The sequence below is a fragment of the Gloeobacter kilaueensis JS1 genome, from assembly GCF_000484535.1.
Classification (GTDB): Bacteria; Cyanobacteriota; Cyanobacteriia; order Gloeobacterales; family Gloeobacteraceae; genus Gloeobacter; species Gloeobacter kilaueensis.
The window spans coordinates 2,661,652-2,674,412 of sequence record NC_022600.1 but is presented as its reverse complement, the minus strand read 5'-3'; the positions used below and the strand labels follow the sequence as shown (position 1 = coordinate 2,674,412).

Genomic DNA, 12,761 nt, shown 5'->3' with positions numbered 1-12,761 from the left:
GCTTCAGCCGTCTACCATCGTCATCTGTTGAGCATCGTAGCGCGTTCCACTCACCGAACCCGGTGGCAGAGCCGCCTCGATGCGGGCCAGTTGCTCAAGGCTGAGGTGAAGGCGGGTGGCTCCGAGCGCTTCTTCGAGGCGTTCGGGGCGGCGGGCTCCCACCAGGGGCACGATGTCCGCGCCCTGGGCCAGCACCCAGGCAATTGCCAGTTGGGCTGTGCTCGCCCCCACCTCTGAGGCCAGTTGGGCAAGGGTTTCCACCAGACTCAGGTTGCGCTGCAAATTTTCGCCCATAAAGCGCGGCAGAGTGGAACGAAAATCGCCGGGGGCCAGTTCGCCTGTGGCCTTGTTGCTCAGAAGGCCCCGCGACAGCACGCCGTAGGCGACCAGGCCAATGCCCAGCTCCCGCAACACCGGTAGAATCTCAGCCTCGATCTCGCGATCGATAAGCGAGTACTCGCGCTCCAGGGCTGCAATCGGATGAACGGCGTGGGCGCGACGAATCGTGGCGGCGGACGCCTCGGAAAGACCGATGTGGCGCACGTAGCCCGCCTGGACCAGATCTGCGATCGCACCGACTGTCTCCTCGATCGGCACCGCCGGATCGACGCGGGCCGGTTCGTAGAGGTCGATGTAGTCGGTCCCGAGGCGCTTGAGGCTGTAGCTCAAAAAGGTCTTCACCGCCGCCGGTCGGCCATCGAAGCCGAGAAAGCGATTATCCGGACTGCGCAGGGCACCAAATTTGACCGAGATAAAGGCCCGCTCGCGCCGGCCCTTGAGCGCCTCGCGCAACAGGAGTTCGTTGTGGCCCATGCCATAAAAATCGCCGGTATTGAAGAACGTCACCCCCGCTTCGAGGGCCGCCCGGATCGTTGCGATACTCTCCTTTTCGTCCGCCGGTCCATAAAAGTCGGACATCCCCATGCACCCCAGGCCCAACAGCGAAACCGTCGGCCCATCTTTACCCAGCTGCCGCATCTCCATTGCCTGCCTCGTTGTCGCTACGACACCATCTTCTCATAACAAATGACAGATTTCAATAGCTGTCAGTCGTTAAAGATGGGTGTAGGGGACGAACTCGCGGTAGCGGTTGAGCAGAAAGAGGGTGTTCTGGGGCAGGGGCAGTTGGGAGTCCCAAAAAAGCACGTAGCTTTTGCCGGTGCTGTCGGGGGCAGTGCGGCTGCCGTCGGTGGTAAAGCGACCGACGTCGGTGGCTGGAGCGGCCCCACGGGCAAAATCAGCGCCGTTGTACGAAAAGCGCTCCGGCAGGCCAGTGAAGACAAAGAGGCTTTTGATCACAGTCGGGTTGGAGAGCACCGCCTTGAGGCGGCCCGCCCAGACGCGGGCGATGGGCAGCACCCGCGAGGTGCCGTTGGGGATCGTGTCGCGGGGGGTAAAGTCGATGAGCCCCCGGCCATTGACGAGCAGGACTGCGCCGCCGTCGTTGCCGCGCACCGCGACAGTGAGCTGCGGCTGGGGGGCGTCGTGGACGATGTCGTTGAAGCGCTGGAGGGCCTGCTCGACTCTGGCCGTACTGTCAGCGCCGCGCAGGCTCAAGATCGTATAGCCGCCGATTTTGAGGGTGGCCTCGGTGGGAGCCTCAGGCTGGGGGATGGGATTGGGAGCTGGGGTCAGGCTTGGAACCGAAGCTGGTTGGGTTTCAACCGGCGGCTCCGGCGTCTGCGCCAGCAACGGCAGCAACAGCAGCCACTGCATCGCTTACCTCGTTCACCTGGGCAACGGGAAGATGCCGCTCGATGCGGGCACCCAGGCGCTGCAACTTTAACTCAATATTTTCGTAGCCGCGATCGAGGTGGTGCAGGCCGGTGATCGTCGTCGTGCCGTGGGCAGCCAGACCCGCGATCACGAGGGCGGCGGAGGCGCGCAGGTCGGTGGCCACCACCGGTGCCCCCGAGAGCTTGAGCACGCCGCGCACGATTGCATGGCCGGAGCGCACCCGGATATCGGCTCCGAGGCGGTTGAGTTCGGGGACGTGCATCAGGCGATTTTCAAAGACGGTCTCGGAGATGATGCTCGTGCCCTCGCTCACCGCGAGCACGCTCATAAACTGGGCCTGCATGTCGGTGGGAAAGCCCGGAAAGGGCAATGTCTCGATGTCGCTCGCCGCCATCACCCGGCCAGGGCTCACTTCGAGGGTGTCGCTCCCTATCAGGCTCACCTGCGAACCCATCTCGCGCAGCTTGGCCACCACCGCCCCGATATGTTCGGGCACGACCGGCCCGATGCGCAGCGTCGAGCGGGTGATCGCGGCGGCGGCCATAAAGGTGCCGATCTCGATGCGGTCGGGGATGACGTGGTACTCGCTGCCGTGCAGGCGGGGGACGCCACTTACCACAATCGTCTTGGTCCCGGCACCCCGGATGCGCGCTCCCAGGGAGCGGCAGAAGTTGGCCAGATCGCAGACCTCCGGCTCCTGGGCGGCATTTTCGATTACGGTCTCCCCTTCGGCGAGGGTGGCCGCCATCATGATCGTCTCGGTTGCCCCGACACTCGGGTAGTCGAGGTGGATGCGACCGCCCCTCAGTTTGCGGGCGCGGGCCTCGACGATGCCGTGCTCGATGCGCACCTCGGCTCCGAGCGCCTGCAGACCGCGCACGTGCAGATCGACGGGCCGCGCCCCGATCGCGCAGCCGCCCGGCAGCGGAATGCGGGCCATCCCCAGCCGGGCCAGGATCGGCCCCAGGATGAAGAAGCTGGCGCGCAGACTGTTGACCAGTTCGTAGGGGGCGCGGTGGACGCTCAAAAAGCGGGCGTCGATGTCGAGGGTGTTGGGAGCGTGGGAGCGCACCCGCACCCCGAGCGATTCGAGAATCGCACTCATCATCCGGATGTCCGCCAGCCCCGGAACGTTGTGCAGCCGACAGCCGTCCATCGTCAACAGGGCCGCCGCCATCAGGGCCAAAGAAGAATTTTTGGCACCGCTTATCGTCACCTCGCCGCTGAGCCGGTACCCTCCCTCAATTTGTAAGTATGGATCGACCAGTTTCGTTTGCCCGGAGTTAGACGGAGTGAGCGGGGGGTCGATTGCCATCGCTTCGGCACCTGAGTGTGTGGATACCCCAGATTGTAAGGGCAAAGTAGGGCAGATTCTTCCCTTTTGCTAAGGAGAAGCCCGCCTCAGAGGGCAGCGCTGGGAATCCCCGGCAGCAGAGCCCGACGCAACAGGCGGGCCAACTCGCGCTCCAGCAGGCGGCCTGCCACCCGGCGGCTGAGATCGCGGCCCTCGGGCTTGAGGACGAGCTTGCTCAGCACTGCAAAAAGATGCCGGACATCGAGCTTTGGATCTTCGCGCAGCAGCGACCAGAGCCGCTCGAGATTTTGCAGTCCGCTGGCACTGCCGCCCGGCACGTTCGGGTTAACGGTCTTCGTAGCGGTCAGCTCATCGATGAGTTTTTCGCGAATCGCCGCCCCGCGCTCGGAGAGCAAAAATTCTGCCGCCTGATCGAGGGCGCGGTTGATGTTGTACTCCCTGGCGCTGCGGGCGTTGCGCACCAGATTTTCAAGCCGGTTCCAGCGAAAGGCACCGTCTTTGAAGAGCAGCTCGCTCAGCGAGGCGCGCAATTGGGGAGCGTTGTCGCTTAAGAGGCGACGGGCGACGTAAGGGTAAGCGACTTCGAGCACCTTGAATTCGGGATCGACGGAGATGGCGATCCCTTCGAGGGTGACCAGCGAGCGGATGATGAGCGCAAAGAAGGCGGGCACCCGAAAGGGCAGGTCGTACATCATCGCCGACATGTTGTCGGTGATGCTCTTGATGTTGAGGCTGCCGATGCTGGAGCCGAGAGCCTGACCAAAGACCGCCTCGAGCACCGGCACGATCGGGGTGAGGTCTTGATCGCTCTTTAGAAAACCCAGCTGAACGTAGTCCCGCGCCAGACCTTCAAAGTCGCGGTTGACCATATGGACAATCGCCTGGATCAGGCCGTAGCGCTGGGCGGGTTCGACCTCGCTCATCATTCCAAAATCGAGGTACGCGAGGCGGCCATCCGCCATCACCAGCAGATTGCCCGGATGGGGGTCGGCGTGAAAAAAACCGTGTTCCAACAGTTGCCGGAGCGAGCACTGCACCCCCGCTTCGATCACCGCGCGCGCGTTGAGACCGGCTCTTTCGATCTCTTCGAGGCGGGTGAGCTTGAGGCCGTCGATCCACTCCATCGTCAACACCTGACGGCAGGTGTAGTCCCAGTAGATGCGCGGCACATAAATTTCGGGCATCGAGGTGACAAAAAAGCTCGCGAAGCGCTCGGCGTTTTTGCCCTCCTGAACGTAGTCCATCTCCTCGAAGAGCTTGCGGCCAAATTCGTCGAGGATCGCCTGCAGGTCGCTTTTGACCTGGCGGACGTTGCGCTCGATCCAGCCCAGCAACCGCCGCTGCAGGTAGAGATCGAGCATGACAGTCGGGATCAAGTTGGGGCGCTGCACCTTGACTGCCACCCGCTCGCCGGTCTTCAGCCGGGCGCGGTAGACCTGGCCGAGGGAGGCAGCGGCGATAGGCTCCGGATCAAATTCGGCGTAAATTTCCGCCGGGTCGCGGCCCAGACCGGCTCGAATCAGGGCGAACGCCTCGCTGTTGGGTACCGGCGGCAGGCGGTCCTGCAGCAGGGTCAACTCATCTAGATAAGCGGGCGGTACCAGATCCGGGCGGGTCGAGAGCGCCTGGCCAATCTTGATGTAGGTAGGACCAAGGTCGGTGAGGATCTCCCGCAACCGCACGGCGCGCTTGATCTGGTTGCGCGCACCTGCCCCGGAGGCGCGGTCCCACTGCAGTTGCAAAAAAAACAGCAAAAAAGGCCAGATAGTGCGCAGAAGGCGGCCAAGCACCCGGCCCGGCCTCCGCTCGGCGTAGCGGGCAATCAAGTTCGGATCGTAGGACTTGAGAGGAACCGCAGTGGCAGACTGGTTAGCGGCGGCACTCGCCGGGCGAGGCGGCACGGACAGCTCAGTGGTAGCGCGCATGTAATAAAGGTTAACATTTTCTCAAGATTTCTTCGAGTATCCATGGGCGAGCTGGCTGCGGTCCACATTTTTAGCGACGACCTCTCTGAATCGGTCGCTGAGGTCTATTTGACGAGCGAACACTTAGCAGTGGATACCGAGGCGATGGGCCTCCTGCCGCAGCGCGACCGCCTCTGCCTGGTGCAGCTGTGCGATTCGACGGGCCTGGTGAGCGTCGTGCGCATCCCCCAGGGGCTCAAGCAGGCTCCCCAACTCAAACGGGTCCTGGAGGCGTCCGGGCCTGTGAAACTGTTTCACTACGCCCGCTTCGATGTCGCCATGCTCCGCTACCACCTGGGCATCTACGTGCAGCCGATTGTCTGTACCAAGGTGGCGAGCAAACTGGCGCGCACCTACAGTCCCCGGCACGGTCTGAAGGACCTGATTGCGGAGACGGTAGGGGTCGAGCTGGATAAATCGGCTCAGAGTTCCGATTGGGGGGCGGTTCTCGAACTCACCGACGAGCAGTTGCGCTACGCCGCCAACGACGTGCGCTACTTGATTCCTGCCTGGCACAAGCTGGAGTCGATGCTCCGGCGCGAGGGCCGGCTCGATCTGGCCTTGCGCTGCTTCGCGTTTTTGCCGACCCAGGTAGAACTGGATCTGCTCGGTTATCTGTCGATATTCGAGCATTGAAGCAGTATAGTATCTGAGAATTATTCATAATGTTTTCTAAAACTCTACCTCCGGTGGGATGCGCTTGCCCGTGGGTGTTATACCGTAGGAGACGATCTGTTCACTGGAATACAGTTCGGTTCCTGCTCCTCCGGCAGCAACAAAAAGACCTTTGTTCCCCACTTCGTGCCCTTTATGTCACCTGCTCCCGAACGCATTCTGGTCGTAGACGATCTGCCTGACAATATTGTCCTGGTTCAGTTCTTACTCTCGAGCGAAGGCTATCAAATCGAGACCGCCAGCTCCGGCCCGGAGTGTCTTGAAAAGGTCTACAAGAACCCTCCCGATCTGGTGCTGCTCGACGTCATGATGCCGGGAATGGACGGCTACGAGGTCACCCGCCGGATCAAGTCGGATCTGCGGTTGCCCTTCCTGCCCATCTTGCTCGTCACCGCCTCCGATCGGCCCAGCGCTGCCCTCGGCCTCGATGCCGGCGCGGACGAATTTATCCGCAAGCCGATCGAGCCGGACGAGTTGCTGGCACGGGTGCGCTCCCTCCTGCGCCTCAAGCGCTCGATCACCGAGCGCGACACGATTGCCCGCCAGCGCGAAGATTTTGTGACCCGCCTCGCCCACGATCTGCGTACCCCCCTGGTGGCCGCCGATCGCATGTTCGGCCTGTTAAATCAGGGAGCCTTAGGCGAGATGCCCCCCCAGATGGCCGAGGCGATCTCGATCATGAACCGCTCCAACAGCAACCTGCTGGCCCTGGTGCGGACCCTGCTCGATGTCTACCGCTACGAGGCAGGAGCCAAACGCCTGCACTTTCAGCCTACGGACCTCGTCGAACTTGCCGAGCAGGTGTGCGCCGAGCTGGCACCGCTCGCCACCGAAAAGCGCCTCGAACTCGACACCAACCTCAAGCCGGTGCCCAGAGTGCAGGCCGATCATCTCGAACTGCGCCGGGTGCTCACCAACCTGATTGGCAATGCGATCAAATTTACCGACCAGGGCAGCATCCGTGTCTGCACGAACGCCGTCGATTCCCTCGTCTGCTTTGCTGTGAGCGATACCGGCCCCGGTATCCGGCCCGAGGAACAGGCGGCGCTTTTTCGGCGCTTTTCCCAGGGCAGCCACAACAAAGAAGGCAGTGGCATGGGCCTGCACCTGAGCCGCCAGATCGTCGAAGCCCACGGCGGCACCCTCAGCCTTGAGAGCGAACCGGGCAGAGGCAGCAACTTCACGGTCCGGCTGCCAGTCCACTCCTGAATTTAGCGCGCCGCCTCTTTCAAGCTGCTCACCTGGGCCTGCTCGGCGGAGACAACCTTGCCATCGAGCAGGTGGATACTGCGCCCGGCAAAACCGGCAAAGCGCGGATCGTGGGTGACCATGCAGATCGTCGCTCCCCCGGCGTGCAACTCCGCCAACAGGTCCATCACCGCCTGACCGTTGACCGAATCGAGGTTCCCCGTCGGCTCGTCCGCCAGCAAAATCGCCGGTGAACCCGCCAGCGCACGGGCGACGGCGACCCGCTGCTGCTGACCGCCCGACAGTTGGGCCGGGTAGTGTCTGGTGCGGTGGCTCATCTCGACGCGCTCAAGGGCTTGCTTGACCCGCTTCTTGCGCTCCGCCTCGCTCAACCCCCGGTAGGTCAAAGGCAACTCGACGTTCTCGGCGACGTTTAGATCGCCAATCAAGTTGAAGCTCTGGAAGATAAAGCCGATCTCGCGGTTGCGGATGCGGGAGCGCTCGATGAGATCGAGGCTCTCCACCGGTTTGCCGTGCAGCTGGTAGGTGCCCTCGCTGGGGGAGTCGAGCAGCCCGAGGATAGCGAGGAGGGTGGATTTGCCGCAGCCGGAAGGACCGGCGATCGAGACGTACTCGCCAGGGTGAATTTCGAGATCGACGCCTGCGAGGGCGCGGGTCTCGACTTCGTCGGTGAGAAACACTTTGCTCACACCGCTCAGGCGAATCAAGGGCGCATCGGATGTACTCATAAGCGGAAGGCTCCTTACTGTAAGCGAATGCGGTTGTAACTTTCCTGGGCAGACATGTCTGAGAGAATCACCCGCTCCCCCTCCCTGAGGCCAGAGAGCACTTCGATCGTGTTGACGGAGCTTTTGCCCAGCCGCACCGGTACCCGGCTCGCCTCCGTCCCCTCAGCGTCGAGCTTAAAGAGGCCCACCGTCTGGTTCTCCTGGCCAAAGGCCGGGCGACCGACAAACAGCACGTTCCTCAGCCGCTCCAGCTCGATCGTGCCATCGACGCTCAAATCCGGACGCGCTCCAGCAGGGAGGCTGCCCATCAGGCGCACGTCCACCGTCACCGTCCCGTTTTGCACCGCCGGGTCGATGCGCGCTACCGTGCCGGTCACCGTGCCGTTGTGTGTATCGACGCTGGCAGGTTGCCCCAGCTGGATGTCCTTTGCCTGGGTCTCGGCTATCTTCAGTTCGGCTTTGAGCGTGCGCGGGTCGGCGACGCGGGCCAGGTTGGTACCGGGGGTGACCCGCTGGCCAATGTCGAGGGGCAACTGCTGGAGTACGCCGGCAAGACCCGCGCGCACCTTCAGCGAATCGACGCGGCTGTTGCGCAGCTGGACCAGCGTGCGCAGCTGCTCGATTTTAGAAGTCTGTACGGCCAGTTGGGCACGCGCCGCATCGGCGGCAATCGCCAGGCGCTGCTGTTCTAGACCCTGGCGGCTTGCCAACTCTTCGGTCTTGACCTTGGAGAGCTGTGCCTGCAGGCGGGGAATCAGTCCTTTGCTCGCCAATTCCTCGTTGGCCGCCCCCTGCAGCACCGCCTGGCGGTAGTCGGACTGAACGGTGGCGAGCGTCGCCCGCTGGCCCATCACGGAACTGGCCAGTTGCACCTGCAGGTTGGCGTACTCGGCTTCGGCGGCCTTGAGCTGCAACTGGGCATCGACGGCGGTCTGCTGCACCTCGGGGTTGGAGAGCACCAGCAGCACCGTGTCAGGCTGTACCCGCGCCCCTGGCCTGACGTAGATCTTTTCGACCCGGCCCTCGGTGGTGGCAGGAATCCAGCTGATTTGCTCGGGCACCAGGGTGCCGAGGCCGCGCACCTGGCGGATGAGCGTCCCGCGCCGGACCGTGTCGATCCAGACGGTAGACCTATCGACTGTAGGAGCGGCGGGCTTGAGGTTGCTCAGACCCAGAACGAGCAGCACGACGGCGGCAGAAGCGGCAAGGGTGAAAAGTGCGAGCCGCACGCGCCTTGTGGTCTGATTGGGCTTACTGCGAGGAATGTCCATCAGGCAAGATCACGAAGAAACAGGACGGAGCCATCTGGAGTAGGCAAAAGCACCGCTCGCCATCGCCTTTCAGCAAAGCATCCAGACTGGATATATCCGATGTGGACAATGTAGCGGTTCGGCCTCAGTTCGTCAATCCCTGGACGGGGGCAAGCAGAGTGGGGACGGGCGAACAGCTATCGAAGTGAACCATTGGCAAATTTAGCAGATTGGGCGACGGTTTCCTGTCGCAATCGATGCAGTTTGGTAGCAAAGATAGCTATTCGCAGCGCAGGGCGACCATCGTAAAGGTTGGGAGGTCCACTGGCTGGATGGCGAACAACAGACCGCTCAGGAATCGGCAACAGGCGATAGTGAGAGGCCGTCGGAGAAGAGAAAAGCCCTAGACGGCTATCTCCAGCGAGGGCAGTTGTACCTTGTCGAGCCACTGCACGAGGTTTTCGAGCTGTTGGGCGCTGGTGAGAATGCCAAGGTTGCGCACGGTGACTTTGCCCGGCTGATAAAAGAAGCGACCGCGCACCTCGGCGGGTAGCGACTGGGCAATCTGCTCCCAGGCCGGTGCCTCCATTGGGGTTTCAAGGACGACGTTGGTCGCCTCCGGTCGGATGCGCGAGAAGCCCAGGGCGCGAGCGACCTGCTTGAGTTCCATGACGCGCAACAGTTGCTGGGCAGCGACGGGCAGGGGGCCGTAGCGCTCGGTCCATTCGAGGGCCACCTGCTGCAATTGATGGCGGTCGGTGGCCAGAGCCACCTGACGGTAGGCGCGCATCTTTTGCTCGAGATCGACGATGTAATCGGCGGGGATAAAGGCGGTGACGCGCAGGTCGATCTGGGTATCCTCGACTTTGGGCAGTTTGCGGCCCCGGATCTCCTGGATCGCTTCTTCTAAAAGTTCCATATATAGATCAAAGCCAATCTGGTTTACCTGGCCGGACTGCTCGGCTCCGAGCAGGTTGCCGACGCCGCGAATTTCCATGTCGCGCATGGCAAGCTGATAGCCGGAGCCGAGTTGGGTAAATTCTTGAATCGCCCGCAGGCGCTTGCGCGCCTCGTCGGTGAGGCTGTCCTCCTGCTTGTAGAACATCCAGGCGTGGGCCTGCACCCCCGATCGGCCCACCCGCCCGCGCAACTGGTAGAGCTGGGCGAGGCCGAACTGGTGGGCGTTCTCGACGAGGATCGTGTTGACGCGGGGAATGTCGAGGCCCGACTCGATGATCGTCGTGCAAACCAGGATGTCGTACTCGCCGCCTGAGAAGGCGAGCATCGTCGATTCGAGTTCGCCCTCGTCCATCTGGCCGTGGGCGACGCCGATTTTGGCCATCGGCAGCATCGCCTGCAATCGGGCCGCCACCTGCTGGATGTCTTCTACCCGGTTGTAGACGTAGAAGACCTGGCCGCCCCGGCCCAACTCCTGGAGGATCGCCGTGCGCACGTGCTCGGGATCGTAGGGGGCAAGGTGGGTCTTGATCGGGCGGCGGCTGGGGGGCGGGGTGGTGATGAGGCTCATCTCCCGCACGCCCGACAGCGACATATAGAGCGTGCGCGGGATCGGTGTCGCCGTCAGGGTGAGCACGTCCACCTGGGTCTTGAGGGTCTTGATCTTTTCTTTTTGGGCGACGCCAAAGCGCTGCTCCTCGTCGATGATGAGCAGCCCCAGATTGCGAAAGTGAACACCGCTTCCCAGTAGCTGGTGGGTGCCGATCACCAGATCCAGTTCACCCGTGGCGAGGCGGGCGAGCAGGTCTTTTTTTTCGGCGGGGGTACGAAAGCGGTTGAGCAGACCGACGGAGATCGGGTAGGGGGCGAAGCGCTCCTTGAAGGTGTGGTAGTGCTGCTGGGCAAGGACGGTCGTGGGCACGAGCACGGCGCACTGCAGGCCGGAGGTGACGGCCTTGAAGGCGGCCCGGATCGCTACCTCGGTCTTGCCAAAACCCACGTCGCCGCACACCAGGCGGTCCATCGGTCGCTCCGACTCCATGTCGGCTTTGACTTCCTGAATCGCCCTGGCCTGATCGGGGGTGAGCGGATAGGGAAAAGAATCTTCCATCTCCCGCTGCCAGGGCTGGTCGGGCGGGAAGGCGAGGCGCTTTTGCTGGGAGCGGCGGGCGTAGAGTTCGAGCAGGTCGAAGGCGATCTTTTGAATCGACTTGCGGACTTTTTGCTTGGTCTTCTCCCAGGACTTGGAGCCCATGCGCGAGAGCTGCACGCTGCCGCCGGTGGAGCGGTAGCGCGAGAGCGAATTCATCTGGTCGGCGGCCACCCTCAAGATGCCGTCGGCATACTCGATCACCAGGTACTCGCGGGCGGAGCCGCTGACTGCCAATTTTTCGAGCTTGAGAAAGCGACCGATGCCGTGGTTGCGATGGACGACAAAATCGCCGGGGTTGAGCTTGTCGAGGTCGATCTGCCGTGAGCCGGCCCGGCGGCGCTTGCGCACGAAGTTGGGGGTGGCGAGCACCCGCTGGCCAAAGAACTCGCGATCGGTGACCAGTACGGTTCGCAGCGTCGATAGTACGCTGCCTTCCATCTCCGCGAGGCCCGAGTACTTGAGGGCGATCGGCGTGCGGCTGGTCTGCGCTTTTTCGAGGGCGGGCTGATCCTGGGGATTGGGGATGAACTGGGCCGGGCAATCGTGCTCGGCCAAAAGTGCCACCGCCCGGCTGGGCTGGGCGGAGAGCATCCAGATCTGCAGTCCCTGGGCGCGGTACTGCCGGAGATGTTCTGCGAGGGTGCCGAACTGGTGGGGGACGCTGGGCAGGGGCCGGCCTCCCAGTTGAAAACCACCGCCCTCGCTCGCCAGTTCCCGCAGTTCGAGGAGCGAATAGCGGTCTTTAAGCAGCGCTTCGATCGCCTCGAAGGCGATGTGCAGAGGCGGGCCGACCGGCTGCTTGAGCCACTGCTCGTCGGCGGCCTCGAACCAGCGCTGATCGATAGAACGGATCTGCTCGGGCTCGTCGAGACAGACAGTCAGGCGAGTGGGCAGATAGTCCACCAGCGAGGCGGGCGGATCGAAGGCGAGGCCCAGCCAGCGGCGCAGCCCTTCTGGAACGCGGTTTTCTTGAATGTCTGTGCGCACCACCTGCTGCCAGCTTTCGGGTAACTCCGCCACCCGCGCCGGGGTGAGCTGCCGCTGCAACTCAGGCAGGACCACCGCTCCAAAGCCCACCGGAGTAATCGATACGCCATCTACCGGATCGAGCGAGCGCTGGCTCGCTGGGTCGAACTCGCGGATCTTCTCAAGTTCGTCGCCGAACCACTCGATGCGCACCGGCATCTCGGCTGAGACCGGGAAGCAATCGAGGATGTCGCCGCGCCGGGAGAACTGGCCCTCCCCTTCGACCTGGGGGACGCGGCTGTAGCCCAACCGGGCCAGCTCAGCACTCACCCGCTCGATCGTGAGGGTCTGCCCGGCCTCGATCGTCAGGCAATAGTCGCTGAGATCTTCGGGGGGCGGCAGGTGGGGCTGCAGGGCGCGGCTGGTGCAGACAATTGCCCAATTGCCCTCGCTGTGCTGGGTGAGTTCGGCTAACACCTGCAACTCTCCCCAGCTCACCTCCTCCTCCGGATCAAAAGGTTCGTAGGGCGTCGCCTCCGAGGACGGATAAAGATAGACCGATTCCCAGCCCATCGTCTCCAGCTGAGCGCTCCAGCGCGCTGCCTCCTCGAGGTTGGCGGTGACGACCAGTAGCGGCGTGCCCTGGCGGCGGGCGAGGGCGGAGGCGGCGATGCCACGGGCGACCCGGTTGCCCCCCTGCAGGCGAACGGTTGCAGATTTTAGAAGGCGCTGGGCAATTTCTTCAACGAAGGGCGAGCCCTTCAGGCTCTGAACGAGTGCGGTGAGCGGCATGAAAACGGAGCAGCG

General features: G+C 63.0%; 9 protein-coding genes. 2 read left to right on the top strand and 7 right to left on the bottom strand.

Annotated elements, in window-relative coordinates; translation table 11 throughout:
• Positions 1-3: 3 nt before the first annotated feature.
• The 4 genes from GKIL_RS12330 to GKIL_RS12315 all read right to left on the bottom strand — a co-directional run bounded on the left by GKIL_RS12330 (position 4) and on the right by GKIL_RS12315 (position 4,977).
• On the bottom strand, positions 4-984 hold the full coding sequence (locus GKIL_RS12330) for an aldo/keto reductase (protein ID WP_023173956.1): 981 nt from the start codon (positions 982-984) through the stop codon (positions 4-6).
• 69 nt (positions 985-1,053) lie between these two features.
• Positions 1,054-1,716, bottom strand: a complete 663-nt coding sequence (locus GKIL_RS12325; protein ID WP_023173955.1) for a hypothetical protein — start codon at positions 1,714-1,716, stop codon at positions 1,054-1,056.
• Positions 1,661-3,052: a UDP-N-acetylglucosamine 1-carboxyvinyltransferase gene (gene murA / locus GKIL_RS12320; protein WP_023173954.1), complete on the bottom strand. Its 1,392-nt coding sequence runs from the start codon at positions 3,050-3,052 to the stop codon at positions 1,661-1,663. The genes GKIL_RS12325 and murA overlap by 56 nt, the downstream gene beginning before the upstream one ends.
• A gap of 86 nt (positions 3,053-3,138) precedes the next feature.
• A complete protein-coding gene (locus GKIL_RS12315; RefSeq protein WP_023173953.1) occupies positions 3,139-4,977 on the bottom strand; it encodes an ABC1 kinase family protein in 1,839 nt (612 codons plus the stop codon).
• Positions 4,978-5,019: 42 nt separating this feature from the next.
• Between GKIL_RS12315 and GKIL_RS12310 the strand changes: the two genes are divergently transcribed.
• Both GKIL_RS12310 and GKIL_RS12305 read left to right on the top strand, forming a co-directional pair.
• Complete coding sequence (locus GKIL_RS12310) at positions 5,020-5,652, top strand: ribonuclease D (RefSeq protein WP_023173952.1); 633 nt, start codon at positions 5,020-5,022, stop codon at positions 5,650-5,652.
• A gap of 174 nt (positions 5,653-5,826) precedes the next feature.
• On the top strand, positions 5,827-6,900 hold the full coding sequence (locus GKIL_RS12305; protein ID WP_023173951.1) for a hybrid sensor histidine kinase/response regulator: 1,074 nt from the start codon (positions 5,827-5,829) through the stop codon (positions 6,898-6,900).
• Positions 6,901-6,902: 2 nt separating this feature from the next.
• On the opposite strand, the gene GKIL_RS12300 is transcribed toward GKIL_RS12305, so the two are convergent.
• From GKIL_RS12300 to mfd, 3 genes are all read right to left on the bottom strand, one after another.
• Positions 6,903-7,628 carry an ABC transporter ATP-binding protein gene (locus tag GKIL_RS12300; protein ID WP_023173950.1) on the bottom strand — a complete coding sequence of 242 codons (726 nt, stop codon included), beginning with the start codon at positions 7,626-7,628 and terminating at the stop codon, positions 6,903-6,905.
• A 14-nt stretch (positions 7,629-7,642) separates the two neighbouring features.
• Positions 7,643-8,899, bottom strand: a complete 1,257-nt coding sequence (locus GKIL_RS12295) for an efflux RND transporter periplasmic adaptor subunit (RefSeq protein ID WP_023173949.1) — start codon at positions 8,897-8,899, stop codon at positions 7,643-7,645.
• A 382-nt stretch (positions 8,900-9,281) separates the two neighbouring features.
• Positions 9,282-12,746: a transcription-repair coupling factor gene (mfd, locus tag GKIL_RS12290; RefSeq protein ID WP_023173948.1), complete on the bottom strand. Its 3,465-nt coding sequence runs from the start codon at positions 12,744-12,746 to the stop codon at positions 9,282-9,284.
• Between the last annotated feature and the right edge of the window lie 15 nt (positions 12,747-12,761).